Origin of the sequence: Haloarcula sp. 1CSR25-25 (genome assembly GCF_032027985.1) — an archaeon.
In the GTDB taxonomy this organism is placed as follows: domain Archaea; phylum Halobacteriota; class Halobacteria; order Halobacteriales; family Haloarculaceae; genus Haloarcula.
This window is the reverse complement of sequence record NZ_JAHYBW010000006.1, coordinates 54,184-79,628: the sequence shown is the minus strand read 5'-3', so window position 1 is coordinate 79,628 and position 25,445 is coordinate 54,184. Positions and strand designations below refer to the sequence as shown.

General features: G+C 65.8%; 29 protein-coding genes. 11 read left to right on the top strand and 18 right to left on the bottom strand.

Annotation, left to right across the window (positions count from 1 at the left end; genetic code table 11):
• Positions 1-2: 2 nt before the first annotated feature.
• Positions 3-3,443, bottom strand: a complete 3,441-nt coding sequence (locus tag KZ498_RS16755) for a formate dehydrogenase subunit alpha (RefSeq protein ID WP_312620268.1) — start codon at positions 3,441-3,443, stop codon at positions 3-5.
• A 234-nt stretch (positions 3,444-3,677) separates the two neighbouring features.
• Between KZ498_RS16755 and KZ498_RS16750 the strand changes: the two genes are divergently transcribed.
• The gene (locus KZ498_RS16750; RefSeq protein ID WP_312620267.1) at positions 3,678-5,810 is read left to right on the top strand and encodes a 4Fe-4S dicluster domain-containing protein; all 2,133 of its coding nucleotides are present in this window, start codon (positions 3,678-3,680) and stop codon (positions 5,808-5,810) included.
• Positions 5,807-6,433 carry a molecular chaperone TorD family protein gene (locus KZ498_RS16745; RefSeq protein ID WP_312620266.1) on the top strand — a complete coding sequence of 209 codons (627 nt, stop codon included), beginning with the start codon at positions 5,807-5,809 and terminating at the stop codon, positions 6,431-6,433. Before KZ498_RS16750 ends, KZ498_RS16745 begins: the two co-directional genes overlap by 4 nt.
• 8 nt (positions 6,434-6,441) lie before the next feature.
• On the opposite strand, the gene KZ498_RS16740 is transcribed toward KZ498_RS16745, so the two are convergent.
• From KZ498_RS16740 to KZ498_RS16730, 3 genes are read right to left on the bottom strand one after another with little or no spacing between them, the layout of a single operon-like run.
• The gene (locus KZ498_RS16740) at positions 6,442-6,675 is read right to left on the bottom strand and encodes a hypothetical protein (RefSeq protein WP_312620265.1); all 234 of its coding nucleotides are present in this window, start codon (positions 6,673-6,675) and stop codon (positions 6,442-6,444) included.
• On the bottom strand, positions 6,668-6,943 hold the full coding sequence (locus KZ498_RS16735) for a hypothetical protein (protein ID WP_312620264.1): 276 nt from the start codon (positions 6,941-6,943) through the stop codon (positions 6,668-6,670). Before KZ498_RS16735 ends, KZ498_RS16740 begins: the two co-directional genes overlap by 8 nt.
• Entirely contained in the window at positions 6,943-7,092 is a 150-nt protein-coding gene (locus KZ498_RS16730; protein WP_312620263.1) for a hypothetical protein, read from the bottom strand. Before KZ498_RS16730 ends, KZ498_RS16735 begins: the two co-directional genes overlap by 1 nt.
• 97 nt (positions 7,093-7,189) lie before the next feature.
• On the opposite strand from KZ498_RS16730, the gene KZ498_RS16725 reads away from it, so the two are divergent.
• A complete protein-coding gene (locus KZ498_RS16725) occupies positions 7,190-8,407 on the top strand; it encodes a hypothetical protein (protein WP_312620261.1) in 1,218 nt (405 codons plus the stop codon).
• Between the two features lie 5 nt (positions 8,408-8,412).
• Here the strand turns inward: KZ498_RS16725 and KZ498_RS16720 are convergent, their stop codons facing one another.
• Genes KZ498_RS16720 through KZ498_RS16695 form a run of 6 tightly spaced genes read right to left on the bottom strand, consistent with a single transcriptional unit; the run spans position 8,413 to position 11,911 of the window.
• The gene (locus KZ498_RS16720) at positions 8,413-8,556 is read right to left on the bottom strand and encodes a hypothetical protein (protein WP_312620260.1); all 144 of its coding nucleotides are present in this window, start codon (positions 8,554-8,556) and stop codon (positions 8,413-8,415) included.
• Between the two features lie 43 nt (positions 8,557-8,599).
• Positions 8,600-8,944: a hypothetical protein gene (locus KZ498_RS16715; protein WP_312620259.1), complete on the bottom strand. Its 345-nt coding sequence runs from the start codon at positions 8,942-8,944 to the stop codon at positions 8,600-8,602.
• The gene (locus tag KZ498_RS16710) at positions 8,941-9,084 is read right to left on the bottom strand and encodes a hypothetical protein (RefSeq protein WP_312620257.1); all 144 of its coding nucleotides are present in this window, start codon (positions 9,082-9,084) and stop codon (positions 8,941-8,943) included. Before KZ498_RS16710 ends, KZ498_RS16715 begins: the two co-directional genes overlap by 4 nt.
• Positions 9,081-9,347 (bottom strand): hypothetical protein, encoded by a 267-nt coding sequence (locus tag KZ498_RS16705; RefSeq protein WP_312620255.1) that lies wholly within the window; start codon positions 9,345-9,347, stop codon positions 9,081-9,083. The genes KZ498_RS16710 and KZ498_RS16705 overlap by 4 nt, the downstream gene beginning before the upstream one ends.
• Positions 9,348-9,395: 48 nt before the next feature.
• Complete coding sequence (locus tag KZ498_RS16700) at positions 9,396-10,142, bottom strand: hypothetical protein (RefSeq protein WP_312620254.1); 747 nt, start codon at positions 10,140-10,142, stop codon at positions 9,396-9,398.
• Entirely contained in the window at positions 10,139-11,911 is a 1,773-nt protein-coding gene (locus tag KZ498_RS16695; protein ID WP_312620253.1) for an aldehyde ferredoxin oxidoreductase C-terminal domain-containing protein, read from the bottom strand. The genes KZ498_RS16700 and KZ498_RS16695 overlap by 4 nt, the downstream gene beginning before the upstream one ends.
• An 86-nt stretch (positions 11,912-11,997) precedes the next feature.
• Between KZ498_RS16695 and KZ498_RS16690 the strand changes: the two genes are divergently transcribed.
• Positions 11,998-12,603, top strand: coding sequence for a molybdenum cofactor guanylyltransferase (locus KZ498_RS16690; protein ID WP_312620252.1), 606 nt, complete (start codon positions 11,998-12,000; stop codon positions 12,601-12,603).
• Between the two features lie 20 nt (positions 12,604-12,623).
• Here KZ498_RS16690 and yqeC read toward each other — a convergent pair whose 3' ends face one another.
• On the bottom strand, positions 12,624-13,343 hold the full coding sequence (yqeC, locus tag KZ498_RS16685; protein WP_312620251.1) for a selenium cofactor biosynthesis protein YqeC: 720 nt from the start codon (positions 13,341-13,343) through the stop codon (positions 12,624-12,626).
• A gap of 107 nt (positions 13,344-13,450) precedes the next feature.
• Here yqeC and moaA point away from each other — a divergent pair, with 107 nt between their 5' ends.
• From moaA to KZ498_RS16670, 3 genes are read left to right on the top strand one after another with little or no spacing between them, the layout of a single operon-like run.
• A complete protein-coding gene (gene moaA / locus KZ498_RS16680; protein ID WP_312620249.1) occupies positions 13,451-14,533 on the top strand; it encodes a GTP 3',8-cyclase MoaA in 1,083 nt (360 codons plus the stop codon).
• A 51-nt stretch (positions 14,534-14,584) separates the two neighbouring features.
• A complete protein-coding gene (locus tag KZ498_RS16675; RefSeq protein WP_312620248.1) occupies positions 14,585-15,670 on the top strand; it encodes a putative sulfate/molybdate transporter in 1,086 nt (361 codons plus the stop codon).
• A gap of 55 nt (positions 15,671-15,725) precedes the next feature.
• Positions 15,726-16,739: a bifunctional oligoribonuclease/PAP phosphatase NrnA gene (locus KZ498_RS16670; RefSeq protein ID WP_312620247.1), complete on the top strand. Its 1,014-nt coding sequence runs from the start codon at positions 15,726-15,728 to the stop codon at positions 16,737-16,739.
• 8 nt (positions 16,740-16,747) lie between these two features.
• Here KZ498_RS16670 and KZ498_RS16665 read toward each other — a convergent pair whose 3' ends face one another.
• Complete coding sequence (locus tag KZ498_RS16665) at positions 16,748-18,670, bottom strand: beta-CASP ribonuclease aCPSF1 (protein ID WP_312620246.1); 1,923 nt, start codon at positions 18,668-18,670, stop codon at positions 16,748-16,750.
• Positions 18,671-18,845: 175 nt separating this feature from the next.
• Here KZ498_RS16665 and KZ498_RS16660 point away from each other — a divergent pair, with 175 nt between their 5' ends.
• Positions 18,846-19,025, top strand: coding sequence for a DUF5786 family protein (locus KZ498_RS16660; RefSeq protein ID WP_312620245.1), 180 nt, complete (start codon positions 18,846-18,848; stop codon positions 19,023-19,025).
• 16 nt (positions 19,026-19,041) lie between these two features.
• Here the strand turns inward: KZ498_RS16660 and KZ498_RS16655 are convergent, their stop codons facing one another.
• The 3 genes from KZ498_RS16655 to KZ498_RS16645 form a co-directional block, all read right to left on the bottom strand.
• The gene (locus tag KZ498_RS16655; RefSeq protein ID WP_312620244.1) at positions 19,042-19,392 is read right to left on the bottom strand and encodes a glutaredoxin family protein; all 351 of its coding nucleotides are present in this window, start codon (positions 19,390-19,392) and stop codon (positions 19,042-19,044) included.
• A 70-nt stretch (positions 19,393-19,462) separates the two neighbouring features.
• Positions 19,463-19,705, bottom strand: a complete 243-nt coding sequence (locus KZ498_RS16650; protein WP_004516243.1) for a BolA/IbaG family iron-sulfur metabolism protein — start codon at positions 19,703-19,705, stop codon at positions 19,463-19,465.
• 44 nt (positions 19,706-19,749) lie between these two features.
• Complete coding sequence (locus KZ498_RS16645) at positions 19,750-19,926, bottom strand: hypothetical protein (protein ID WP_312620243.1); 177 nt, start codon at positions 19,924-19,926, stop codon at positions 19,750-19,752.
• A gap of 79 nt (positions 19,927-20,005) precedes the next feature.
• Between KZ498_RS16645 and KZ498_RS16640 the strand changes: the two genes are divergently transcribed.
• Positions 20,006-20,389: a DUF393 domain-containing protein gene (locus KZ498_RS16640; RefSeq protein WP_312620242.1), complete on the top strand. Its 384-nt coding sequence runs from the start codon at positions 20,006-20,008 to the stop codon at positions 20,387-20,389.
• Between the two features lie 9 nt (positions 20,390-20,398).
• Here the strand turns inward: KZ498_RS16640 and KZ498_RS16635 are convergent, their stop codons facing one another.
• From KZ498_RS16635 to KZ498_RS16625, 3 genes are all read right to left on the bottom strand, one after another.
• Positions 20,399-21,856 carry a lipase maturation factor family protein gene (locus KZ498_RS16635; protein ID WP_312620241.1) on the bottom strand — a complete coding sequence of 486 codons (1,458 nt, stop codon included), beginning with the start codon at positions 21,854-21,856 and terminating at the stop codon, positions 20,399-20,401.
• Between the two features lie 80 nt (positions 21,857-21,936).
• The gene (locus tag KZ498_RS16630) at positions 21,937-22,347 is read right to left on the bottom strand and encodes a CoA-binding protein (protein ID WP_312620240.1); all 411 of its coding nucleotides are present in this window, start codon (positions 22,345-22,347) and stop codon (positions 21,937-21,939) included.
• A 46-nt stretch (positions 22,348-22,393) separates the two neighbouring features.
• Entirely contained in the window at positions 22,394-22,768 is a 375-nt protein-coding gene (locus KZ498_RS16625) for a helix-turn-helix domain-containing protein (protein WP_312620239.1), read from the bottom strand.
• A 326-nt stretch (positions 22,769-23,094) separates the two neighbouring features.
• On the opposite strand from KZ498_RS16625, the gene KZ498_RS16620 reads away from it, so the two are divergent.
• Both KZ498_RS16620 and KZ498_RS16615 read left to right on the top strand, forming a co-directional pair.
• Positions 23,095-23,790: a ThuA domain-containing protein gene (locus tag KZ498_RS16620; protein ID WP_312620238.1), complete on the top strand. Its 696-nt coding sequence runs from the start codon at positions 23,095-23,097 to the stop codon at positions 23,788-23,790.
• Positions 23,791-24,038: 248 nt separating this feature from the next.
• Positions 24,039-25,208 carry an NAD(P)/FAD-dependent oxidoreductase gene (locus KZ498_RS16615; RefSeq protein ID WP_312620237.1) on the top strand — a complete coding sequence of 390 codons (1,170 nt, stop codon included), beginning with the start codon at positions 24,039-24,041 and terminating at the stop codon, positions 25,206-25,208.
• Positions 25,209-25,445 lie beyond the last annotated feature (237 nt).

The window sequence follows — 25,445 nt, the reverse complement described above, 5'->3', positions numbered from 1 at the left end:
CCTCATTGCACCGTCGAGTTGTCGCGGACGTCGAAGTCCTTCTGTGTCCCAATGTTGTTGCGGTCCTGCGGGAAGGAGATGTCCGGGTCCATGTTCAGCTCCTCCAGCAGGCTCTCTGTCGCCGGTCGCACGGCGACCATCGAGACCTTCGTTTCCTGCATCTGGGTCTCGACGTCGTACCCGCGCGCAGTGATGGCGTTGACCGAGTCACCGATGGCGTAGGGAGTTGTCCCGTCGGGGTACTTGTCCTCGAGGTTCTGGCCTTTGAACACACCGCCCCAGTGGAACGGCAGGAAGATTTCGCCGTCGTTGGGCCGGTCGGTTACCCTGGCTTTCACCAGGACCGAGCCCTTGTCCGTCGAGGAGACGACGACGAGGTCGCCACCGTCGACGCCGAGTTCCTCCGCCTTGTCGGGTGTGATCTCGGCGTACATGTGGGGCTGGAGGTCGGCCGTGTGGATGTTCGACCGGGTCTCCGAGCCACCGCCCTGGTGTTCGACCTGGCGGCCGGTGGTCATAATCGTATCCAGGTCCGGGCCTTCCTCCTGGTTGTGGATGATGTCGGTGGCCCGCTGTTGCTCGACCTCGTTGTTCTGGTCGAGGCGGTAGAAGTTCCGCTGTTGGCCGTTGGCAGGCCACTCCTCGACGAGGTCCGGCCGCGGGCTCTCGATGGGCTCGCGGTGGACCGGCACCTTATCGAGGAAGTTCCAGACGACCGCTCGGGCGCGGCCACGTCCGGTCGGTGCGTCGACCTGGCGGTGGTCGTACTCCTCGTAGAACCCCGCGTCGATGTCGTGGGTATCCTGGAGATGCTGTGCGAACGCTTCGCTCTGTACTCCGGTCCAGTCGAACACTGGGTTATCGATGTCGAGTGCCGGCTGGGCACCGGACTGGCTCGCGCCCTGCCCGTAGCTCATCGGGTTGTTGAGCTCCTGTGCGGCGGTGTAGACAGAGCCGTTCTTCGCAAGTGCGTGCTGCTGTGGGATGGTGAGCTCGTCAGCCCGCGTCTTCTCGTTCGGGTCGAGGAGGCTCTCCGGGAACGTGGTCTTCCAGCCCGGATACTCCGGCACGCCGTGGATCATTCCGTCCGCGGCCTTATCACTCGGGTCGGCCCAGTCGGGGTCGTACGGCGCACGCGTCAGGTCGAGTGCTTCCTCCTCGCTCTCGTAGCGGTCGCCGACGGCGTCCATCGTCGCCTGGAACGGATACTCGTCGTCGGTGGGCATATCGCCCCACTCGCTCTCTGTCGGAGCCTGAACGCCCCATCTGGTCCGGAAGTCCTGCCCCCCGTTGTTGGGGTTCATGTCGTCGTTCCAGATGATGGGCGTTCCTGGGTGTCCCTCGCCCCAGCAGGGCCACGGGAGCATCCAGTATTCGCCCTCGACGGGTGTTCCCTCGGCGCCTTGCAGGTCCTCGCTGGAGAACGCGTAGTCGTATTCCAGGTGTTGTTGCAGGCGCTCGGGGTCCTGCCGGTAACCGATGGTCATCGTGCCGAGGTTGAACTCCCGGACGACGGCCTCGTACGTGGCCTTCCCGTTGTACAGCTCCTCGCCCTCGCCCCAGTCGAAGTGCTCGCCGAAGCCCAGCGAGCCGGCGAGCTCCTGCATGATCTGGAGATCCGGCTTGGAGTTGTGCGCCGGCGACCGAACCGGTTCTGACCACTGGGTCGCGCGGTGCGTGTTCGTCAGCGAGCGGTAGTGTTCGTACTGGCTGGACGCCGGCAGCAGCAACACCGGCGGTCCCTCCTCGAAGTCGGGGAGGACGCTCGCGACGGAGGGGAAGACGTCCACGACCACGAGCAGGTCGAGGTTCTCCATCCCCTCTTTCATCTGTTCCATCTCGCTGATCGAGTTAGCCGAGTGCCCCCAGAAGAACGCTATCTTCACCTGGTCGGGCTGGTAGATGGGCGTCTCCTGGTAGCGGTCGCCCTGATTGAGGGCTCCCTCGAACCAGCGGGCTACGGTGAGCCCGTTCTGGAACATCATCGAGTTGTCTGCCGGCATCGACGTGTCGATGTCCTCGTTGCCCTCTGCAACCGCGCTCTGGCGGACATAGAGGTCCTCCGGCATCAACTCGAACTTCCCGTACATGTCCTCGAAGGAGGTCGAACCACTCGTGTACGGGTTCTTGTCCCACACGTCGGCCCACCACGACCAGCCGCCGGGTGTCAGTCCGTAGTAGCCCGGCAGGATGTGGCTCGCGACTGCGAGGTCGGTCGCCCCCTGGACGTTGGCGTGACCACGCATGACCTGCAGGCCACCGCCGCTGCGGGCGGCACTCCCGGACGCGAGGCTCGTTGCCGCGTACGAGCGGATGTTCTGGGTCCCGTTGTTGTGCTGGGTCCCGCCCATCGCCCACTCGATCTGGATGTTGGGTCGGTTCTCGTTTATCAGGTCGCCGATGCGCTGGATGTCCTCGACGCTAACCCAGGTGATGTCCGAGACGGTTTCGAGGTCGTACTCGTCGAGCTCGGCGTCGATGTCCTCCCAGCCCTGGACGCGGTCGGCGAGCATGTTCTGCCCGCTGTCGTCCGCATCGGAGTCCATGGCGAGGCCGTGCTCGTCACGGAGGTATTTCATGACGCCCATCATCAGGGCGACGTCGGTCCCCGGCCGGAACCGCATGAATTCGTCGGCGTGCGCCGACGTCTTCGTGAACCGCGGGTCCAGATTGAGGATGGTCCCGCCGCGTTTCTGCCCCTCGAGGATGTGTTGCATCGCGATAGGGTGTGCCTCCGCCGGGTTCTGGCCGATGATGATGTTCAGGTCAAAGTTCCGGTAGTCGTTGACCGTGTTCGTCATCGCCCCGTAGCCCCACGTGTTCGCCAGGCCGGCGACCGTCGTCGAGTGGCAGATGCGGGCCTGGTGGTCCACGTTGTTCGTGCCCATGAACGCCGCCAGCTTCCGGATGGCGTAGGACTCCTCGTTGGAGTGGTGGGCGCTACCGAGCAACATGACGCTCTCGCGACTGTGCTCCGCGTCGACGTCGACGGCCTCGCTCGGCGATACGTCGTCATCGGGCCACAGGGCCCGGATGTCGGTCGCCAGGCGGTCGTAGGCCTCGTTCCAACCCATCTTGCGCCACTCCCCGTCCTCCTGTACCATCGGGTGTTTGAGGCGCTTCTCGGAGTGCTCTGTCTCGTAGATGCCGGCCCCTTTCGAGCATAGCGACCCGGCATTGATGGGGTGTTCGTGCCATGGCTCCATGCCTACGAAGGAATTACCCTCCTTCTCGCCCCGGAAGCCACAGCCCACCGAACAGTAGTTACAGATCGTCTTCGTCAGTTCGGTGTCCGTGTCTGTCCCGTCCGTTTCCTCGCCGCTCTCCTGGAGTGCCCGACCAGCGCCGCTGACGCCGAGGGCGACGCCGCCCGCGAGGGCGCTCGCCTTCATGAACGAGCGCCGGTCGAGGTCCAGTGAGACTGGTTCCTGTTGTGTACTCATAGTGTATGGTACCCACCCATTGCCAGTCCTGTCCACGTTTGCCACGCAGTCTGGTCTATCATTGTCTGTCTAGACGTAGCACACATTCGATGTCCTCCATGATAAAAGGTGTCATATTTTACCACTATTATTCCTGTAATTTTTTGCCCGACCAAAATTTTGGGGGTTATATTCACGAATAGATGTGTGAGCACTCCGCAAGGTCTATTAGCGGGACATGGTTTTGCATGATTAATGGATACAGGTGCCTTTGTGTGTTCCTGTGGGGGATCGTGTGATATCGACCTCGAAGCGGTTCGGGACGGCGTCGAGGGCGTCGACGTCGTGGCCAGTTCCGAACTCCTCTGTCAGGACGGCCTGGCCGGGATGTCACAGGTCATCGAGGAGTACGACCTCGACCAGCTCATCGCGACGACCCCGGAGCCGTCGTGTCAGGACCGCATCCGTGGGCTCGCCGACGAACACGGACTTCACCCCGAGGCGTCGGTGTTCGTCGACCACCGGGAAACCAACGCATGGGTCCACGACGAGGCCGCGGCCACCGACAAGACGGCCCGCCTCATCAACGCGAAACAGGCGGGCCTCCGCGAGGAAGCGCCGTCGCGGTCGGTGTCGAAAGACGCCGGGAACCGCGTCGCCGTCGTCGGTGATCCTGGGGCCGCGCGCTCGCTGACCGACGACGCCGAGGTGACGTTCATCGCGGACGGACGGGAGTTCGCCGACGCCGAGGGACTGGGCGACGTGACGATGGAACGCGGGCGCGTCGTCGACATCGAGGGCTCCTACGGCGAGTACGAACTCACGCTTAGAGCCCGCGTCACCGACGACTGCATCGACTGTATGGACTGCGTTCGGGAGGGCCCGGACGGAATGGTGACCGAGTTCCCCGTCGACATCCACCCTGACGCCCCTGACGGCGAGTGGACGGACACCTGTCCGACCGACGCCATCGACCTGGACGGCGTCACCCGCACCGTCGAGGTCGACCAGGTCATCTACCCCGGCGGCCGCGACGACGCCCGCGGCGGTCGGCTGGGCTTTTACACCGGGCCTGTCGACGCCGGCACCATCGCCGCAGTCGAATCCCAGCTGGGCGGCATCGAGAAACCGCAGTTCCTCGACCTCGAGATGGACGTCTGTGCGGCGGGGGCGTCCAGCCAGGAGGGGTGTACGGCCTGCGTGGACGCCTGCCCACACGGGGCGGTCGACCGGCCGACCATCGACTCCGTCGAGTTCGACGAGACCGCCTGCGAGAACTGCGGCGCCTGTACGAGCGCCTGTCCGACGGGCGCGACACAGCTCCGCGAGCCATCGAACCGACGGCTCGCCCGTGAGGTCGAGGCGCTGCTGGAAGACGACACTGACGGGGGCCTGCTCTCGCGCGGCGATGGGGGTATCGACACGCAGGTCATTGCGTTCGTCTGTTCGGAGTACGCCGCCGAACGGCTCCGCGCGCACGGACGCAAGGCCGTCCGCTCTGGCGACCTCGACTACCCACCGATTCTCCCGGTCCAGGTCAACTGCACGGACACCGTCGGCGAGGCCCACGTCATGCACGCGCTCGCGGCCGGCGCTGACGGCGTCGCCATCGTCGGCTGTGGCGGCTCCTGTCTCCACTCCGGGCCGGACCCCAAGCAGGACCTCGTCGACCGACTCAACCGGGCGACGACCGACCTCGGATTAGGTGACCGGGTCGGCTTCTTCGCGCCCGAGGCCGGCAACCCCGCGGCCTTCGTCGAATCACTCTCGGGCTTCGTCGAGTTCGGGCTGGACGAGACGCCGATTCCGGCCGGCGACTACGAGGCGACCGGCCGCAGCGACGCCGACCGCGAGGAGCCCCGACCCAACCCCGACTTCGACAGCCACGGCTGGACCCTGGAGAGCGTCCGGACCATCCTCGACCACGTCGAACCCGAACGCGAGGTGATTCGGGGCCTGAAGGACTTCGGCGTGATGGAGGTCAACGACGCGTGTACGCTGACGCCGACCTGTACGAACCTCTGTCCGACCGACGCCATCCAGCGGACCGGCGAGGGCGAACTGGCGTTCAACCACGCGGACTGCGTGAACTGCGGCCTCTGTGAGGAGGGCTGTCCGGAGACGGCAATCACGATGCACGACGGGCTGGACCTCTCCCTGCTCCCCGAGAACCGGGGCGGCGAGGCCTGGGTGACCGTCCACGAGGGCGACATGCTGGAGTGTGTTCGCTGTGGCAAACCGTTCACTAGCGTCGCCTCCGCCGACAAAATCGAGGAGGAGGTCGGCAGTCAGGTCGAGGGACTGGCGCCCGACTCCGAACACTCCGTCTTCGAGTACTGCAGCGACTGTCGGAGTCGCCTGCTGTTCGACCAGGGGGAGAAACGATGAACGACGCAGCCGTCTACGAGGCCCGCCTGGAACTGGTCGATTTCGTTATCGACGTGTTCTGGGACGTACCCGAGGAAGCGTTCGTCGAGCGACTGCTGACCGGCGAGGTTCAATTGCCGGACGACTCCATCAACGACCAGTTAGACGAGGGCTTCGAGATGCTGCGGGCGTGGATCGACGAGAACGCGGACCGCCCGGTCGCGGACGTGCGCAACGAGCTTGAACTGGAGTACACGGACCTGCTCGTCGGCCCGCGTCCACCGGTGTTGCCCCACGAGACGAACTACCGCGAGGATACGGAGTTCATCGGCGAAGGGCTGGCCGAAGTCGATGCCAGCTACGCCGCGGCGGGCTGGGCACCCCCCGAGGACTACCCCGAAGAGGACGACTTCGTCGCCGTCGAGATGGCGTTTCTCAGGTATCTCATCGAGCGCCAGCGCGAGGGCGATGCGGAGACCGTCGGCTACGAGCGGGTGTTCATCGAGCAACACCTCAGCGAGTGGGTCGTCGATTTCGCCGACGAGATGCGCGAGGAGACCGACGACGGACTCTTTCTCGCGGCGGCGCTGGTCTGTGAGGGGCTGGTCCGCTTCGAGGACGAGATCGTCGCCCAGATCGGCTAGCCGGGCGGCTAACGAATCCGAAGGACGAGCCCCATGCTGGCGACGAGCCCGACGATCATCAGGACCTTCACCGCGGGCAGCAGGAACGCCATCGCCTGTTCCATGAGAAAGAGCGACCGCCAGGTGTTGACCGACCGTGCGATGACCGCGACCGCTCCCGCGCCCGCGACCAGCACGCAGAGGAGCGTGACCGACGCCGCCGCGACTACGCCGAAGGGGTTCGCACGCAGTCGCTCACGCATCGGGAACCACCCGCCGACCGACGACGAGGACGACGAACAGCGGGACGAGAACGACCAGCAGCCGGCTGACGAACAGGCCGACGTAGCTGATAGTCGATTCGAGGTGGATCGCCCAGTGCCAGCTCCCCTTGAGTTCGGCGATGAGGCCGATCGTCCCGACGACCAGCAGCGAAAACGCGAGCAACACGACGAGCGTGTAGACGAGCGTCCGCAGGTATCCGAGCACCGTCGCGGCGTCGAGTCGCGAGGTCGACTGTTCGGTCGCCATCAGCTCCCCTCCCCGGCCCAGTGCTGCTGATAGATGTCGTACGTGATGACGACGAGGACGACCAGCCCGACGCCGAGGACTGCCGCGCCAGTGTCGGGCGGAAACGGGAGGTCGAGTCCCGAGTCCGTGTGGATGAGGATATTTAGCATGGACACTGGTACGGACTGACGAGTAAAAAACCGTTGTGACCTGTTCGCCTGAGACAAAGTTTTTCTCCGCGCAGCTCTTTCCTTGTGATGACATAACATGACTTCTCGCCGTGGGCTGTTGCTTCGACTGTCCGCTCTCACCGGGGCGGCCGGTCTCAGCGGCTGTTCCTCCTTGCTGGCCAGACAGGCGGTGTCGCCGACGGGCGACCTCGACCCGAACCCGCGGGCCGACGAACTCCCGATACGGCAACACGCCTGGAACGAGGGGCTCCGGCGGGACGCCGCCGGCAACGACCTGTTGCCGCGTCACTTCCGGCTGTTCATGCTCGACCTCGACGTCTCGCCGTCGGACGCGGCCGCGGAGACCGTCGAGCTAGCGATGCGGACGCTCGAAGACGCCTACGAGTTCAACAGTGAGGGACTCCTCCACATGCTCGCCTGGGGGACCAAGTACTTCGAAACCTACGGCTCGCTCGACTCGTCCCCGATACGTGCCCCGCGGGTCCTCTCGCGGACGGACGACCCCGACCTGCAGGCCTTCGACGCGATGCTCGTCCTCGCCAGCGACGTTCCCTCGAACCTCGCGGCCGCCGAGTCGGCGATGTTCGACACCCGACCGACGCTCGCGGACGCGGAGATTCAGGGCCGACTCGGCGACGTGTTCTCCGTCACCGACCGCCGCGGCGGGTTCGTCGGTGAGGGGCTCCCGGCGGCCCACGCCGACGCGGAGGGTGTCCCCGCCGACATACCCGAGGACTCACACATGTTCTCTGGCTTTTTCGCCGGCCGGTCAGGCACGCAGGCCAGCGAGGACCGCGTCACCATCGACGACGGGCCCTACGCCGGCGGGACGACGATCCACCTCTCCCGTATCAACGAGGCCTTCGACACCTGGTGGGAACTCGCCCAGTCCGACCGCGTCAAGCGGCTGTTCTCGGCGGAGTTCTCCCCCGATGACATCGACAGGGGTGACCTCCCCTTCGCCGACATGGTCCGCGAGCACGCGAGCGAGGAGGGTGAGGTCGGCCACTTCGAGAAGGTCGCCCGCGCCCGCAAGGACGGGGAGCCGCTTCTCCTCCGTCGGGACTTCAACACGGTCGACGGCGGCCAGGCCGGGATTCACTTCCTCTCGCTGCAGGAACGGCTGCGGGACTTCGAGGAGGTCCGGGACGCGATGAACGGCTGGTGGCTCCGGGAGGAACACGACGAACTCCGGGACCGGCAGAACAACGGCCTGCTTGAGTTCATCGAAGTCGCGTCCCGGTCGAACTTCTACGTGCCGCCGCGGGACAAGCGAGCGTTCCCGCGGGCGTAGCGTGACTACTCGTCGTGGTCGTGGTCGTCGTCTTCGATCGTGTCGTTCTGATTAATGTCGGTGGGCCAGATGCCGCCGTCGAAGACTTCGTAGCCCTTGTACGTCTCTGTCGCGCCTTCCGGTTTCCAGTTGGATTTTTCGTGTGCCATTGTGTATCAATGATTGTAGTGGGTTGAGTTAAGCTTTGCCTGACTACTCCACCGGCGTTCCGGCCGGTTGGTCCTCATCTTTGACCTCATCGAGGAACGCGTTAGCGTACAGGTCGACGTGCATTTTCAATACGGTACTCTCGTCGGTGCCGCTCTCCTCGGCCTGTCGACGGAGCAAGGCGGCCAGTTCCTCGGTCGGTTCGTACCGTACCTCGCGGCCGTCGACCTCGAACTCGACTTCGTGGGACTGCGAGACGAGGTGTTCGATCTCCAGCAACGCCTGCTCGACTTTGGTCTCCATCGCCGTGTCGATGTCCTCTAGCCGCCGGTCGGCCCACTCCTGGGCCGCCTCGTACAGGCGGTCGCTCACCTCGAAGACGAGCGTCAAAACGACACCCCCTCGCCTTCGAACTCGGGCGTCCACAGCGTCGTCTCTTCACACACCGGACATTTCTGTCGGCGCGCCTGCCCCTCGAACGCCGAGAGGTCAATCATCTGGCCACATTCTTCGCAACTGTAGTATGTCATTCGTCCGATGGGGGCCAGGACTGTGGTGCCGGGTCCGATTCGGTTATCTCGGAGTACAGGACCACGAGCGCCCCGAGAACGATGGCCAACACCATCACCCCGGCGAGGCCGCCCAGCGCGTTCTGGCCGACAAACGACGTTGTTCCGGTTGCGAAGTCGATGGTCGACACAACTTCGAACAGTGTCAGTAACAGCCAGACGAAGGCACCCAGTACCACGAAGGTGAGTATCTTCGACTGTCGGACCGCGGTTCGGAGTGTCATTGTCGTTCGTGTATGACAATGACCAGCAACTGTAATAAATATACGGCGTCACTCCCCGGCGAGGTCCCAGTCGGCTTTCTCGGCGGCGTCGGCGAGCGGGATGAACTCCCAGCCCGTCCGCTCGGCGACCGGTTCGTCGTCCGGGCGGCCGACCAGCACCATCCGCTCGGCGTAGAACATCGAGTGTTCGTCGATGTCGGCGAGCCGCTCGGCCGGTTCCTGGCCCGCGCCGCTGAAGAAGTCGGCGTCGATGCCGTGGTCGCGCTGGAACTTGTTGATGACGAAGGCGTCGACGTCGCCGACGATACCGACCCAGTCGGCCCAGCCGCGCGCCTCCTGAAAGACCCGCTGCGGGTCGGCGAACTGCCGGGCCGCGTCGTAGGTCACGGCCATCGTCATGTCGTCGATGCCGCCGCCGTGGGGGCCACTCGCCTCGACGGGCTCCTCGCCGGCGGCCGGGTCCCCGGCCACGTTCGAGGCGGGGTCGGTGTCGGTCGCGGCCGCGCCGCCCGCGCCGCCGCTGGCCGTCGGGATGCCGACCGGCCTGTCCTTGTTCTCCCGCGGGACGTGGGGCACCGGCTGGCCGCTCGTATCGGCCGAGCCATCTTCGCTGTCCGTGTCCCCAGCCGTGCTCGCGTCTGCGGCGCCGTCGGGCCGCACCGACGCCGACCCGTCTGTCTCCGGCTCGGGCTCGTCTTCGGGGTCGCCCTCGGCGCCCCAGAACCAGTCGCCCCGGTTCGGCGTCTCTTCGTCGTCCTGTACGTCGAGGTCGTCGAGGTCTATCTGGTCTGTCATTCTCCGAGTGCCGTGTCCGCCGGTAGCGTCGACTGGTCGACGGCGTCTCCGAGCCCGAGTCGCTCGATTGTCTCGGGAGTGGGCCGGCCGTCGGCGTCCCAGCCGCGCTGTCCGTAGTACTCGTCGAGCATCGCGTCGAAGGAGTCGGTATCGATTGCCGCGCCCGCGTTCGGGCCCGAGTCGAGCGGTTCCTGCAGTTTCGCCGGGAGCTCGTCGTCGGCCCGCGAGACGCCCTCGCGGACGTTGAACAGCCGCGTCAGGTTCCACACCCGCTCGCCGACGGTGGCGAGGTCGCCGTCCGTGTCCAGGCCGACCGCGTCGAGCCACTCCGCGCCGAGGTCGTCGAAGGCGTCGCCGACGAAGTCGTCTACCACGAGACACCACAGCACCGAGCGCTGGTCCTGCTCGCGGATGACGGCGGCGGCCGCCCGCTCGGGGCTCCAGTCGCCGTCGAAGGCCTCCCGCTCGATGGGGAGCGCCCGCCGGTGACAGGCCCCGCGGTCGCTGGTCGCGTACGCCAGCGCCATGCTCCGTGCGCCGCGGGGGTCGTAGGCGGGCAGTTCCATCGCCTTGACCGTCGGCAGGAGGTCGTCCCCGCCCAGACGGGCCGAGGCTGCGTCGACCCCGTCGGCCAGGGCGTCGCCCAGCGTCGTCTCCCGTGTGACGATATCTTCGAGAAGTCCCCGCGCGTCGTCGGGACTCCCGTAATCGAGTGTTTCGTCGAACAGGCCGGCGTCGCCGGCTTTGATGGCCCACGCGACGGCGCTCCCGGCGCTGATGAGGTCCAGCCCCAGCCGGTTGCAGGTCTCGCCCAGCGCCGCCACGGCGTCGAAGTCGTCGATGCCGAGTCCGGCACCGAGGCTCATCGCCGTCGCTCCGCGCGGGACGGTTTCGCCGTCCTCCGTCTGGACGCGGAAGCCGCCCGGGCTGGCCTCGTCGTCGTACTCCCGGCCCGCGGCGAGTTCCTGTACGGCCTCGATACCGACGCTGTCGGCTCCCTCGAACTGGCCGTCCTCCCAGCCCCGCGTCGAGAGCGCGCCGACCTCGTTGGCGAAATCGACCGTCTCGACGGTCCCGCTGGCGTGGAGCCACTGGCCGGTGTCGCCCTCGCGGTACCGCTTTGCGTACCGTTCCCGTAGCTCCGCGAGGTCCGTCGGCGGGTCGCCCCGGACGACGACGGCTTTCAGTCCCTTTGCGCCCATCACTGCCCCGGCACCGCCCCGGCCGGCGTGGTGTTCGCCGGCGTCGGAGGCGATGGTCGCGAACGCGACGCGCTGTTCGCCAGCCGGGCCGATGCACGCCACCGCAGCGTCGGGGAACGCCGCGTCGGTTTCGGCCGTGTTCTGGCCCCACGTCTCGGCGGGTTCGACCGTCGCGCCGTCGTCCGCGACGACGAGTCTGACCGGCTCCGAAGCGCGGCCGGTGACCAGAATCCCGATGTGGTCCTGTAACGCGCCGGCCAGTGTGTCCGGGAACGTCCCGCCCGCGTAGGAGTCGAGGAAGCCGCCGGTCAGCGGCGACTTCGTGACCGCCGCGTAGCGCGTCTCGCCCGGGAGAAGCCCGGAGACCGGCCCGAGCATGAACAGCAGGACGTTCTCCGGGCCCAGTGGGTCGGTGCCGGCGTCGAGTTCGTCGTACAGGAACCGAGCCCCGAGCCCCTTGCCGCCCACGAACTGGCGACGCCACCGCTCCGGCACCGGACGGCTCTCGACCGACGCCGACGACAGGTCGACACGCAGTATCCGGCCCCGGTTGGCTACTGTCATCACCTCACACTCTGCCGTCTGCCGACTAAAGGATTACCCACAACAATCCCGCACGAAGCACCTTTCTGCCGGACCCGAGAAGACGGGGTATGCGCGCAGGAGTCATCGTCGCGGGCGGCCGGTCGACGCGGTTCGGAGACAGCGACAAGGCCGTCGCCGACCTCGCGGGGACGCCGATGGTCCGCCGCGTCGCCGACCGACTGGGCCGGGTCGTCGACGAACTCGTCGTGAACTGCCGCGAAGACCAGACCGAGGCCATCGAGGCGGCGCTCTCGGACCACGCGCTGGACCCGCGGTTCGCACTCGATACGGACCCCGACCAGGGGCCGATGGCGGGCATCGCGACCGGGTTGGCGGCCGTCGAGAGCGAGTACGCCGCTGTAGTGGCCTGTGACATGCCCTTCGTCGACCCGGCGTTCGTCGAGTACCTGTTCGAGCGAGCCCGGTCCCACGAGGCCGCGGTCCCGCGCCCGGACGAGTGGTTCCAGACGACACAGGCAGTGTATCACGCCGACGCAATGGACGACGCCTGTCGGCGAGCGCTGGACCGCGGCGAGCACAAAATCGTCGAACCGCTGTTCGACCTCGATTACGTCGTCATCGAGCGCGAAGAGGTGCTGGAACACACCACGATGGAGACCTTCGAGAACCTCAACACTCGCGAGGAGTTCGAGGCTGCGGTCGAGCGGCTCTGAGGGCGCGCTGCCGACCGTCCTCAGATGACTGCCACGAGCGGGTCGTCGGCTCGCATCTCCGCGAGGACCACGCGCGGGACGTCGGCCCGTTCGTGTATCGCCTCGGCGACGGCCCGCGCGCTCGCTTCGAGTCCCTCGTCGTCGACCATATTGAGCAGCGGCACGGTGGTCGCGCCCGCTGGCACGTCTTTCAGCCCGCCCCGGTCGCTGGCGAGCACCGCGGCGACGTCCCGCGGTCGAATCTCGTCGCCGGGGTCGAGCCCGGTAATCGCGGCGACTTCGTCGACCCGGTGGACGATCTCGTCGGTCAGGGGTTCGCCGACGACGTGGGCGCTGGCGATCGGCACGACCGTCGATGCCGTCGAGGGTAGCTGTGGCTCGCGGTCGCTCGGCGCCTTGAACTCCCGCATCCGCGCGCCGTCGGCTTTCACCAGAATCGGGTGGTCGATGTCGGCCAGGTCGGCGACGGTCGCCGGGTCGTAGCCGCGGTAGCGGTCCGGTCGCTCCTGTGCCGGGACGACGCCCAGCGGCCACGCGGTCGCGCCGTCGATGGCTCTCCGCGGGGTCTCCGTCACGACGACCTCCGCGACCCAGCCGTCGAAGATGGGTATCCGGACCGTCGCGGTGACGACTGCGTGGTCCAGCCGCTCTGCGAGCGTCGCCATCGTCGTCTTCTTGCCCCCAGCACCGACAAAGCAGACAGTCCCGTGTCGCGCGGAAAGCGCGTCGACGATGTCCATACGCTCTACACGGCGGTGGTCGGATTAACGGTTACCCTGGTGTGTAGCGTCAGGCCCGAGATAGTCACGTCATTTAAGGGGATGTGCTGTGAATACTTGGCAAGGAAATGCTCGAAGACGACTTCGGTCGCGAGGTGTCCGGTGTCCGCGTCTCCCTGACCGACCGGTGTAACTTCGACTGCGTCTACTGTCACAACGAGGGGCTGGGAGACACACGGGGCCCGATGGAGGCACAGGACGACGAACTCACCGCCGATACCATCGTGGCCTTCCTCGAAGTCGCCGCCGAGTTCGGCGTCGACTCGGTGAAGTTCACGGGCGGGGAGCCGATGCTCCGAGAGGACCTCGAGGAGATCGTTCGGCGGGCTCCCGACGAGATGGAGGTGTCGATGACCACGAACGGGACGTTCCTCCCCGGCCGCGCCCCGGACCTCGTCGACGCCGGCCTCGAACGGGTCAACGTCTCCCAGGACGCCCTGGACAGCGAGGCCTTCGCCGAACTGACACAGAGCGGGGCCTACGACCGCGTCCTCGAAGGCGTCGAGGCGGCGCTGGACGCCGGCCTCGAGCCGGTGAAGCTCAACATGGTCGTGTTCGAGCCCACTGCGGGCTACGTCCCGAAGATGGTCGACCACGTCGCCGAGAACCCCGGCCTCCAGCTCCAGCTCATCGAGTACATGCCGGAACTGGCCGGCCACCCGGAGTGGGCCATCGACATCGACCGCGTCCACGACTGGCTGGAAGACCGCGCCGACAAGGTCGAACACCGGGAGATGCACGACCGCAAGCGCTACTGGATACACAGCGACGACGCGGCGGTCGAAGGCAGCGGCGCTACCACCTCGCTGGCTGCATCCGACGGCGGCATGCGAACGGAGCCGGTCAACAACCGCAACAGCGGGATGGTCGAGATCGTCGACCCTGTCGGCAACGAGAACTTCTGTGCGAACTGCCACCGCGTGCGGCTCACCCACGACGGCTATCTCAAGGGCTGTCTGAACCGCAACGACGACCTGCGCGACATCGGCACGACCAAGGAGTCGATGCGCGCCGCGTTCCGCGAGACGGTCGACACCCGCGTCCCCTACTACGGCGAGTACATGGTCGAGACCGAGGACGGCGAGTGGGAGATAAACGAGGAGTACATCGACACCGACGGGGACCGTGCGCCCTACGAGTACTCCGAGTAGCGGCCGCCCCGGGCAAACGCTCTTACTGTTCCATCGTGAAAACCGGTCAGGATGAGCCTCCCGTTCCGCGGCCAAACGACGGTTTCGCTGTCGTGGAACGAGCTGACCGGTGCAGTCGGAGACTCGGCGACGGTGCTCCCGGTCGTCGTGGCCGTCGCCGTGCTGACGGAGCTTTCGCTCCCGGTCATGCTCGTCTGGTTCGGGGTCTTTCAGGTCGTCTGGGGACTGTACTACGGTGTCCCCATCTCCGTCGAACCGATGAAGGCCTTCGCCGCGCTGGTCATCGCCGGCACCATCTCCACTGGCGAACTCGTCGTCGCGGGGCTCCTGCTGGCCGTCGTCCTGCTCGCGCTCGGCACCACGCGGTCGCTCGGAACGGTCAACCGGTACGTTGACGACACCGTCGTCCGGGGGGTGCAACTCGGCGTCGCACTGGTCCTGCTTGAGACCGGCGTCGGTCTCGGACTGAGCGACCCGCTGCTCGTAGCCGTCGCCGTCGGCGTGGTGGCGGCTATCGCACTCCTGGGCTACAGCGGGCAGAGCGCCTTCGCTGTCTTCGTCCTCGGGGCCGGCCTGGCCCTCGCGGAGACCGGGGTGCCGACGCCGGCCGTCCCCGCCGTCGACGCCATGTTCATGCTCCCGACCATGACGCTGTCGGTGCGGACGGCGGAAGCCGTCCTCGCCCAGATAGCCGTCACAGTCGGCAACGCCGCCCTCGCCACGTCAGTCCTGCTCGCGGACTACTTCGACCGGGACGTGTCGGCGGACCAGCTCTCGAACAGCATGGGGCTGATGAACCTGGTCGCGGTCCCCTTCGGCGCGTTCCCGATGTGTCACGGGAGCGGCGGCGTCGCCGGGAAGTATGCCTTCGGGGCCAGAACGTCCGGCGCGAACCTGATACTCGGCGCGGGCTACGTCCTGACCGCGTTCCTCGCCGTCGGCGTCGTCGCGGCCTACCCGACGGCGCTGCTCGGGGTTATTCTGGTACTGATCGCGCTCCAACTGGGCTGGACCGGCGTCTCCAGAACGGATGACCTGGTAGTCGTCGCGGCAATCGGTGTTCTCGGCGTGCTCGTCAATCTCGGTCTCGCATTCGTCCTCGGCGTACTTCTCCAGCAGCTTCGTGCCCGTCTGTGAGAGCGAGGCTGGCCCACACACGCTTGTACCAGGAGCCCGAAGCGTCGACTGATAGATGCGCCCCGCAACAGAGCTCGAAAACCTGCTCGGAGAGGCGGAGTCACTCACCATCGTCTGTCACAACAACCCCGACCCCGACTGTCTGGCCAGCGCGCTCGCGCTCGGTCGCATCGCAGCCGTTGTCGGCATCGACGAGCGACGTATCCTCTACAGTGGCGAGATTTCACACCACCAGAACCGCTCGTTCGTCAACCTGCTGGAGATGGACATCCAGGAGTTCGACGCGGCCGCCGTGACGGACCGGGCGCCCTCGGAACTGCTCGCCTTCGTCGACCACTCGGTTCCGGGGTCGAACAACCGGGTTCCCGAAGACGTCTCGGTCGACATCGTCATCGACCACCATCCCGCCGAGGACGTCACCGCCCGGTTCGTCGACCACCGGGAGGAGATCGGGGCGACGGCGACGATACTGACCGAGTACCTGCGGGACCTCGACATCGAACTCGACGACCGCCTGGCGACGGCGCTGCTGTTCGCGATTCGGCGCGAGACGCTGAGCTTTCTTCGCGGCGTGACACCGGACGAGTACGGGGCGGCAGGCTTCCTGACGGAGGCGGCCGATTCGGACCTGTTACATCAGCTCTCCTCACCGTCGGTAAGTGGCGCGACCGTCGACGCCATCGCGGACGCGATCGAGAACCGGACCGTCAGGGGCTCGGTGTTGATATCGCACGTCGGTCGGACCCCCGAGCGGGACGCCCTGCCGCAGGCGGCCGACTACCTGGCGACCCTCGAGGGCGTCGAGACGGCCATCGTCTTCGGCATCATCGATGACACCATCCAGCTCAGCGCCCGGTCGACGGACTCCCGGGTCAACATCGGTGACGTGATGGACGCGTCGCTGGGCGACGTGGGAAGCGCGGGCGGCCACAGAGAGATGGCCGGCGGCGAGGTGCCGCTGGGCATCTTCGCCGACTACACGAGCGACGACGCCGTGCTCGTCGACATCGTCGAGCAGGTGATTTCGGCGCGGCTGTTCGCTGGACTGAACCTCTCTGAAGAGAACTGAGACGCCGTTCAGGACAGGCGGAACGTTTCCAGGTTCTTCGGGTTGTGCGTCCGCATGTTGAACTTCTGGTACAGTGCCGAGGAAAGCTGGTTCGTCGAGGACTCGTCACCGTGGACACAGAGGATCTTCTCCGGACGGGGATGCATCGTCTCGACGAACGACTCCAGCCCCTGTCGGTCGGCGTGGCCGGAGAAGCCGTCGACCGTCTCGACACCCATCTTGAGGCTGACCCGCTCGGCGCGCGGCCCGCTCGTATCGCCCAGTGTAATCTCGTCTTGGCCGCGCTGGATCTGGCGACCGAGCGTCCCCTCGGCCTGATAGCCGACGAAGGCCATCGTGTTGTCCGGGTCGCTGCCCAGCAGGCGGAGCCAGGACATCACGGGGCCGCCGGTGACCATCCCGGAGGTGGTCAGGATGATCGCCGGCCCTTCGTCGGTAATGTCCCGCCGCATCTCGTCGCCGCCGTCGACCTGCTCGAACTGCTCGGCGAGGAACGGGTTCTCGTCCTCGTACAGGATGCGCTGACGGAGGTCGTCCCGGAGATACTCCGGATACGCGGTGTGGATGGCCGTCGCCTCCCGGATCATCCCGTCGAGGTACACCGGCATCGTCGGAATCTCGCCCTCCCGCATCGCCTCTTCGAGCACGAGCATGAGTTCCTGGGACCGACCCACGGCGAAGGCCGGAATCAGTATCTTGCCCTCTTTTTCGTGGGCCTCGTTGATGACGTCTCTGAGGACCCGCTCGGAGTCGGACTGGTCGGTCTGGTAGTCGTTTTTCCCGCCGTATGTCGACTCCAGCACGAGCGTCTCGACCCGCGGGAAGTCGTTGACAGCGCCATCGAGCAGGCGGGTGTCCTTGTAGTGAATGTCCCCGGAGAAGGCGACGTTGTACCGCCCCTCGCCGACGTGGAAGTGACACACCGCCGACCCGAGGATGTGACCGGCGTTGTGCATCGTGAGCTTGATGTCGGGCGCTATGTCGGTAACGTTGCCGAACTCCAGGGGAATCGTGTGTTTCAGCGCGTCACGGACCTGCTGGCTCTCGTATGGCGGCGTCCGCCCTTCCTTCGAGGCCACGTCGAGGTAGTCCAGCTGGAGCAGGCCCATCAGGTCCCGCGTCGGCGCGGTCGTGTAGATCGGCCCGTCGTAGCCGTACTTGAACAGGATGGGAATGAGCGCGGAGTGGTCGAGGTGCGCGTGGGTCAACACGACGGCGTCCAGCGAGTTCGGCCCCGCAGCCAGCGCCTCGGGCGCCTGGAGGTACGGGACCTCGCCCTCGGCACCGGGCTTGTCGCCACAGTCGATGAGGATGCGGGACTCTGGCGTCGAGAGGATGAAGGCGGCGCGCCCGACCTCACGACAGCAGCCGAGCGTGGTGAGCCGAACCCAGTCCTCGTCGCTCGTTGTGGGTCGGTTGATCTGGCGGCCGACGCGCTGGAGGATTTCGCGGCGTTCCTCGCGTTCCTGCTTGAGGTAGTTCCGGACGTTCGAGACGGTCGAGGACTCCATCGGCGGCGTCCGGACGACCTCGGGGGTCCAGCCGACGGAGGCCGATATCTCGTCGAGGGTCGCTCCGTGACGGCCGATGACGCGACCGGGCTTTTCGGCCTCGATGAACACCTCGCCGGTCTGGCGGTCGAAATCAAGGTTCTGAACGCCGGCGTCCTCGGGAATCGTCTGCGTGATTCGAGCCCGGGCTTCGTTCGGCGGTACGAGGGCTTCCTGCGTCGGTCGAACGTTGATCCGTTTGCGGAGCGTCTGTGCGAGGTTTCTGACGATTCCGTCGCGGTTGGCGACCGTCTGCGCATCCGGTGTGTAAATAACCAGCTCCGGCCCCTCGAACGCGACGGACTCGATTTCGATGTCGTCCGGTGTCTCTTCTTCGACCTGTGCTTTGATTCGATCAAGTGTTTCGTCTGCGGAACTCATAACTTTGGAGATGGGAAGGCCCGATAGCCGTCGGAAAACCACGGCTCTCGACTGCCGTTATCTAGCGGGAGTGCGAGCACAGTAAAGAACCTTTGCTTGTCCCGTTATGTCATCGTAGCGTCGTGTTCCGGCGAGAACCGGCGAATTTTAGTGTGAGACTGCGAGATGTATCTATATGGGCTTTGGTAGCTACGATGAATCCGAGCAGAAGGACAACGACGTAGATACAGACGACAGCGACGGCGTTGCGGTCCACGAGAACGACCACGACGGATCGGTCTCCTTCGAGACGGAGGCGACCACCAGCGACCTCGTCGACAAGCTCGGCGACATGAAAGACGAAGACGAGGAGTAACGCCTTCGACCGACCGTCAGAACGGCGCTTCCTGACCGACTTTTTCAGCGAGTTCGCCGCGCTCGTGAAGCTGTTCGAGGATGTCGCTCCCGCCGATGAACTCCCCGTCGACGAACGTCTGTGGAATCGTCTCGCGCCCGCTGTGGCGCTCCAGAGCCTCCCGGTAGGCTTCGGTCGCTTTGAGGACGTCTACCGTTTCGATGTCGTCGCGGTGCTGTTGTAGCAGTCCGAGGGCCTTCTTCGAGTAGCCACACTGTGGCATCAGCTCGTTGCCTTTCATGAACAGCACGACCTCGTTGTCCTCGATGACGCTGTCTACCTGGTCCGTGACCTCTTCCGGCGAGAGTTCTTCGGGCTCGAATGCCATACCGTCACTAACGGCGTCGGAGATAAAGGCGTATCGACGGTGCGAGCGAGGTCACGGCGGCGTGACTCGGCTACTCGGCTTCCTCGGGCGTCAGCGTCGTCAGCTCGATGGCGTGGATGTCACGCGTGAGGTGGTCCCCCAGCGCGTCGTGGACGAGCTGGTGCTGGTCGACCAGCGATTCCCCCTCGAACGCCGGCGAGACGACGCGCACGGCGTAGTGCTTGTCGTCGTCGGGGTCACGCGGTGTGGTGACCGTCGCTTGTGCCTCCGGGAGCGCTTCCTCGATGAGTTCGGCGACCGCATCCTCGTCCATACGCGCTCTCAGGAGGGCGGCGGGCAAAACAGTTGGCGTCCCGGTCACCGGTCGGGCGACAGCTCCCGACGGATACCGACGCCCAGAGCGACCAGGCCCAGGAGTGCAACCGCGACCCCGCCGAGCCAGACCGCCGAGCGCGAGGCCGCGAGTCGGACCGTCCAGAGCCCGACCACAAGCGCGATGCCGCCGGCCACGACCAGTTCGACGAACCGCTCCATGTCCGTGCCTGCGGCGACCGGCTGTAAATTCCTGCCGGCTGAACCACAGGTGTTTGTGCCTCGGGGACGTATCTCGAGTATGAGCGACGCAACGCTCGTCTACGACGACGACTGCGGCTTCTGTACGTGGTGGGCGGACTTCATCGACGAGCGGTCCGACCTCGAGATCGTCGGCTTCTCAGAGCTCGACGACGACCTGCTGGAGCGCCTGCCGGACGACTACGAGTCCTGCTCGCACCTGGTGACAGACCAGGACGTGTACTCCTGTGGGGAGTCCATCGAGACCGCGCTCACGTACACCGACCTGGGCAAGCCGGCGCGGCCGCTGGTCTCGTTCTTCCAGCAGTTTGAGGACTACGAGCGGTTCCGCGAGCGGGCCTACCGACAGGTCGCCGACAACCGCTCGAAGTGGGGGAAACTCATGTCGAAGACGCCGCCGGCGCGCAGGGACGACTCGAACTGACGCCCCGTCTCAGACCCCGGCGAGTCGCAGGTCACCGTCGCTGACCGGGCTGACGTAGGTGCCGACGCGTTCGCGCACCCACCACCGGCCGGTCTCGCGGCGCTCCGCGGGCGTCGTGAACCGATACCGGTAGCGGACCGCGCGGACGTGCGTGGGTGTCGTCTCCGAGAACGGCACCGAGGACAGGAGTGTCTCGGTGGCCTCGTCGCCTGCCAGTAGCCGGTCCACCAGCGCGAGGACCCACGGGCTCCGCCGCGGCGACGGTGCCATCGCCGCGAACCACAGCTGCCAGTCCAGCCGGTAGTGGTACGGCGCGACCTGTCGCGGCCGCTGCGTGGGGTCTGTGGGCTTGCCCTTGAACTCGTAGGTCCGCCACTCCGTGTCGGCCGTGACGACCTCGTCGGTGGTCCCCTGGACGACGATTTCGTAGCGAGTTCTGGTAACCGAACCGAACGCGCCGTAGGTGTTGACTAACCGAAGCGGATCGAAGGCGGTGTTCATCACCTGCCGCTCCGAGAGGATGTTCCGGACCGGTTCGACGCTGCGCCAGAGGACCACCGCAACGAGCACGACCGACAGCGCCTGCAGGTACAGCGGCGGCGCAGTCACGCTCGGAGCGGTGACCGGGAGGGCCGACGCGAGGACGCCGTCGCTGAACGTCGCGATAGCCTGGACGATGGTGAGGGCGTTGAGCCACGAGAAGTTCCCCGTCAGCATGAGCCAGCCCTGGAAGCCGATGGTCGCGACCCCCGCAACCGACGCCCACGGCTGGGGCGCGAAGTAGAGGAACGGCACGGCGACTTCGACGACGTGGTTGCCAAGCACCTCGAGTCGGTGGACCCGGTCGGGGAGGTGATGTGCGTACCAGCTCACCGGGTTCGGGATCGGCTGCGTTTCGTAGTGGTAGTCCAGCGCGGTGAGGTCCCGCCAGCAGTCGTCCCCGCGCAGTTTGATGAGCCCCGCCCCGAACATGTTGCGGAACAGCACCCACTTCAGGAGCCACACGACAGCGACCGGCGGCTCCGTGGACCCCGCGCCGAGAAACGCCGCGAGGAACCCGGTCTCAAGCAGCATCGACTCCCAGCCGTAGCCGTAGAAGGTCCCGCCGGCGTTGACAAACGAGAGGTACAGCGCCCACAGCAGGAGCCACAGCAGAATCGACGCGGGGACCCCGTACGGACTCGGGAGCCACGACGGAAGTCCGACGAGCGCGAGCGCCGAGAGCCCGACGCCGACCCAGGCCGCGGCGCCGATGACGCGGTCGTTCGGATAGAAATAGAACAGACTGGGGCGGTCACGGAACGCGTGGCGCTCGACGTACCGCTGAATCGGGAGCAGGCCGTCCTCGCCTGCGAGCGGGCGGAACTGCGTGGCCGCAACGAGGAAGGCGAGCAGGTAGATGACCGCCAGTCCCCGGTGGAACAGGACCCTGACGAGCCAGTACGCCTCTGGCTCCCACGGCAGCATACTCCGGATGTGGCCCAGCCACGGACTAAACCGTATCGGGCGGCAGTCTTGTCAGTCCCAGCCAGCCGTCGCCTGTCCGCTCAGGCCATCAGCTGCTGGTGGGTCGGCTTCATACAGCGGTCCTGGACGACGCGGCGGCCGGCCGCCTCGGCGCGTTCGACGGCCGCGTCGTCGTGGATGCCCAGCTGGAGCCAGATGACGGCGTCGTCGTCGCGTTCCAGCGCCGCGTCGACGATGTCGCTGACCTCGTCGCTGGGCCTGAATACGTCGATGATGTCTATCTCGCCGGGGACCTCCGACAGCGAGTCGTACGCCTTCTGCCCGAACACCTCGTCGGCGTAGGGGTTGACCGGGATCACCTCGTACCCCTGTTCGCGGAGGTACTTCGGAATCTCGTGGGCGTCTTTGCCGGGGCTGGTCGAACAGCCGACGACGGCGACGCGGTCCAGTTCGAGAATCTCGCGGAGTTCGTCGTCTGAACTAACGGGCATACGCGGTGGTTCGCCGGGCAGCGACAAAAGGTATTGCCTGCGGGAGCTACTCCGCGGGCTCGTCGGACTCGGCCGGTTCCCGCAGGTAGGTCTGGCCCCACGCCGCCATTTCGGTGATCACAGACTCCAGTGACGCCCCGTGTTCGGTCAGCGAGTAGTTGACGCGAAACGGCTGTTCGTTGATCACTTCCCGGTCGACGAGCCCCTTCTCCTGTAAGTCTTCGAGGCTGTCGGAGAGCACTTTCGAAGAGATCCCGTCGACGTTCTCCTTGAGTTCGTTGAAGCCCGAAGGCCCGTTCTCAAGCAGTCGGTGAATGATTACCGGGTGCCACTTCTTCCCGATGAGAGAGGCCGTCGTCGTTATCGGGCACCACTCTTCGCCCGCACACCAGATGGAGAGCTTCTCCGGTGAATCGCTCATGTCTTGTCGATATTTCGGCCGCGGACGGCTAATAACTACCCCTGCACAGGTGGCCGGGACTCACTGGCGTGTGTCCGGAGAGTGTCTGTGGACTCTCCCGCCCACGCTGTGCCTGCCCCGAATCAGCGGCTACCAGACCGAACTGCCCAATTACCAACATCGATGTAGCGTGTCCGATATTGCTACCACAGTTGTACTGTTTCGGGGAAGGGTCTACCACATCGTCTGGCTGGCAACACATACTTGAGACACACAGTTCAGAGCGTCCATCTTTCAGTCAGGCCTGAGTAGCCATATTTTTATTTAGTTACTCGGTGCATTCTTGTATGGCCGCAGTCACCGTGTGGAACGAAAACCAGCACGAACGGGCGACAGGTCCGGCGGATGCGATGTATCCCGACGGGATCCACGCGACGCTGGCCAAGATACTCCTCTCGTACGGCCACACCGTTCGGACAGCGACACTCGGCGACCCGGACCACGGACTGACCGACCAGGCCCTCGCCGAAACTGACGTGTTACTCTGGTGGGGCGACGTCGCACACGATGCCGTCAGCGACGCGGTTGCGGACCGCGTCGAGCGGGCAGTCCGCGATGGGATGGGGTTCATCCCGCTTCACTCCAGTCACGAATCGAAGCCGTTTGAGTCGCTCATGGGAACGACCGGCGTCCTGCGCCGGCGCGAGGAGGGCGAGCGAGAGCACGTCTGGGTCGTCGAGCCGAGCCATCCCATTACCGACGGGCTTCCAGCGGAGTTCGAACTGGAACGTGCCGAAATCTACGGCAAGCGGTTCGACCTGCCGGTACCGGACACCCTGATAACGGTAAGCTGGTGTGACGACGGCACGGTGTTCCCCAGCGGGTGTTGTTATCGCCGTGGTGCCGGCCGTGTATTCTACTTCCAGCCCGGCCACGAGACGTTTCCAGTGTACTACCAGCCGGTCGTTCAGCAGCTGTTGCACAACGCCGTTACCTGGGCCGCCCCGAGTGAGTCCAACGGTCCCAGTGTCGGAGAGTGTTGACAGTCAGGGCACCCGTCGTGGTGCTCGTCGGACCCACCTCAATTGGGCAGTTGGAAAGGACAGCCCGTGTGTATAGATTAGGGGGCGTCTGTACCAATGGTAGGCGCTCTTTTCTCGGGGAGGCGTGACCGAAGGCGACTGCAAACTTAGGCGGGGGCGTCACGACCGTCAGCCAGCATGCCAGGACAACAGTGGAGCCATGGACCGATTCCAAAGGGTTTGTATCGGATGAATCCGGAGAGTGGCCTATGACAGAGAACGTGGTCGTGCTCGGTGCAGGGTATGCAGGTGCGGGGGCAATCAAGAGTTTAGAGGACGAACTGGACGGTGGGGCGGACGCCGATGTCACCTGGATTTCCGAGACGGACTATCATCTGGTCTTGCACGAGTCCCACCGGTGCATTCGGGACCCGAGCGTCCAGGAGAACATCGCGATTCCCGTCCACGAGATCAAACAGCCCTCGACCGCGTTCATCCAGGACGAGGTCGTCGGTATCGACACCGACGCCCAGGAGGTGGCCCTCGCCGAGTCCGACACCGTCGAGTATGACTACCTGCTGGTGGGGCTGGGCTCGCGGACGGCCTTCTTCGGTATCGATGGTCTCAGAGAGCACGCGCTGACGCTGAAGAGCCTCGACGACGCCCTGGAGATCCACGACGCCGTCCAGCAGGCCGCCCGTGAAGCTTCCCAGAACGACCCCGCGCAGGTCGTCATCGGCGGCGCTGGCCTCTCTGGCATCCAGACCGCCGGCGAGGTCGCGGAGTTCCGCGACGAACACAACGCGCCCATCGACATCCATCTGGTCGAAGGACTCGATAACGTTCTCCCCAACAGTGACCCGGAACTGCAGGGCGCGCTGCGCAAGCGACTCGAAGCCGCCGACGTGAACATCGAGTGCGGTGAGTTCATCGGCGAGGTCGACGAGGAGACCGTCTACATCGGCGACGAGGAGGAACTGGACTACGACGTGTTGGTCTGGACGGGCGGCATCACCGGCCGGGAGTGCATGCACGATGTCGACCTCGACAAGGACGAGCGCAACCACCGGGTCCACGCGGAGGGGAACTTCCAGACCGACGACGAGCGCGTTCTGGCCATCGGCGATTCGGCACTCATCGACCAGCCGGGCGACCAGCCCGCGCCGCCGACGGCCCAGGCCGCCTGGCAGGCCGCCGAGGTGGCCGGGGAGAACCTGGCCCGTGCCGTTCGGGGCCAGCCGCTGAAGACCTGGACCCACAAGGACAAGGGCACGGTCGTCTCCGTCGGGGAGAAAGCCGTGGCCCACGACGTGATGAACGTCCCGATAGAGACGTTCGGCGGGATGCCGGCGAAACTGCTGAAGAAAGCCATCGCCGCCCGCTGGATCAACGACGTGACCGGCATCGGTCGGGCCGCAAAGGCCTGGCCCGACATGTAGTACCTTTTTATTTTGTCGCCCTTCCTCGCGCGCTCGTAGAGTGCGCTGCGGGAGGGCTCTCTGCTCACGGGCGCAAAGCGCCCGTTCGCACGGCCAGCGGGACCGACGGTCCCGCTCGGCTCGGGAAAATCTACGCTACAAACACCTTCTCGCTCCCGCTGGTCGCGAGACGTGAAACCGCGCCGAAGGCGCGGTATGCCGGTTCTACCGCCGCCCTGAACGACGTTCGATTCGGGC

Bases quoted from the DNA above. Each gene is read 5' to 3' on its own strand.
- KZ498_RS16645 (WP_312620243.1), bottom strand. From the start codon at position 19,926: ATGGAGCGGTTCGTCGAACTGGTCGTGGCCGGCGGCATCGCGCTTGTG.
- KZ498_RS16620 (WP_312620238.1), top strand. From the start codon at position 23,095: ATGGCCGCAGTCACCGTGTGGAACGAAAACCAGCACGAACGGGCGACA.
- KZ498_RS16750 (WP_312620267.1), top strand. From the start codon at position 3,678: ATGGATACAGGTGCCTTTGTGTGTTCCTGTGGGGGATCGTGTGATATC.
- KZ498_RS16690 (WP_312620252.1), top strand. From the start codon at position 11,998: ATGCGCGCAGGAGTCATCGTCGCGGGCGGCCGGTCGACGCGGTTCGGA.
- KZ498_RS16630 (WP_312620240.1), bottom strand. From the start codon at position 22,347: ATGCCCGTTAGTTCAGACGACGAACTCCGCGAGATTCTCGAACTGGAC.
- KZ498_RS16730 (WP_312620263.1), bottom strand. From the start codon at position 7,092: ATGCTAAATATCCTCATCCACACGGACTCGGGACTCGACCTCCCGTTT.
- KZ498_RS16640 (WP_312620242.1), top strand. From the start codon at position 20,006: ATGAGCGACGCAACGCTCGTCTACGACGACGACTGCGGCTTCTGTACG.
- KZ498_RS16675 (WP_312620248.1), top strand. From the start codon at position 14,585: ATGAGCCTCCCGTTCCGCGGCCAAACGACGGTTTCGCTGTCGTGGAAC.
- KZ498_RS16665 (WP_312620246.1), bottom strand. From the start codon at position 18,670: ATGAGTTCCGCAGACGAAACACTTGATCGAATCAAAGCACAGGTCGAA.
- KZ498_RS16705 (WP_312620255.1), bottom strand. From the start codon at position 9,347: ATGACACTCCGAACCGCGGTCCGACAGTCGAAGATACTCACCTTCGTG.
- KZ498_RS16700 (WP_312620254.1), bottom strand. From the start codon at position 10,142: ATGACAGACCAGATAGACCTCGACGACCTCGACGTACAGGACGACGAA.
- yqeC (WP_312620251.1), bottom strand. From the start codon at position 13,343: ATGGACATCGTCGACGCGCTTTCCGCGCGACACGGGACTGTCTGCTTT.
- KZ498_RS16710 (WP_312620257.1), bottom strand. From the start codon at position 9,084: ATGACATACTACAGTTGCGAAGAATGTGGCCAGATGATTGACCTCTCG.
- KZ498_RS16740 (WP_312620265.1), bottom strand. From the start codon at position 6,675: ATGCGTGAGCGACTGCGTGCGAACCCCTTCGGCGTAGTCGCGGCGGCG.
- KZ498_RS16720 (WP_312620260.1), bottom strand. From the start codon at position 8,556: ATGGCACACGAAAAATCCAACTGGAAACCGGAAGGCGCGACAGAGACG.
- KZ498_RS16650 (WP_004516243.1), bottom strand. From the start codon at position 19,705: ATGGACGAGGATGCGGTCGCCGAACTCATCGAGGAAGCGCTCCCGGAG.
- KZ498_RS16745 (WP_312620266.1), top strand. From the start codon at position 5,807: ATGAACGACGCAGCCGTCTACGAGGCCCGCCTGGAACTGGTCGATTTC.
- KZ498_RS16735 (WP_312620264.1), bottom strand. From the start codon at position 6,943: ATGGCGACCGAACAGTCGACCTCGCGACTCGACGCCGCGACGGTGCTC.
- KZ498_RS16615 (WP_312620237.1), top strand. From the start codon at position 24,039: ATGACAGAGAACGTGGTCGTGCTCGGTGCAGGGTATGCAGGTGCGGGG.
- KZ498_RS16635 (WP_312620241.1), bottom strand. From the start codon at position 21,856: ATGCTGCCGTGGGAGCCAGAGGCGTACTGGCTCGTCAGGGTCCTGTTC.
- KZ498_RS16660 (WP_312620245.1), top strand. From the start codon at position 18,846: ATGGGCTTTGGTAGCTACGATGAATCCGAGCAGAAGGACAACGACGTA.
- KZ498_RS16625 (WP_312620239.1), bottom strand. From the start codon at position 22,768: ATGAGCGATTCACCGGAGAAGCTCTCCATCTGGTGTGCGGGCGAAGAG.
- KZ498_RS16670 (WP_312620247.1), top strand. From the start codon at position 15,726: ATGCGCCCCGCAACAGAGCTCGAAAACCTGCTCGGAGAGGCGGAGTCA.
- KZ498_RS16655 (WP_312620244.1), bottom strand. From the start codon at position 19,392: ATGGCATTCGAGCCCGAAGAACTCTCGCCGGAAGAGGTCACGGACCAG.
- moaA (WP_312620249.1), top strand. From the start codon at position 13,451: ATGCTCGAAGACGACTTCGGTCGCGAGGTGTCCGGTGTCCGCGTCTCC.
- KZ498_RS16755 (WP_312620268.1), bottom strand. From the start codon at position 3,443: ATGAGTACACAACAGGAACCAGTCTCACTGGACCTCGACCGGCGCTCG.
- KZ498_RS16725 (WP_312620261.1), top strand. From the start codon at position 7,190: ATGACTTCTCGCCGTGGGCTGTTGCTTCGACTGTCCGCTCTCACCGGG.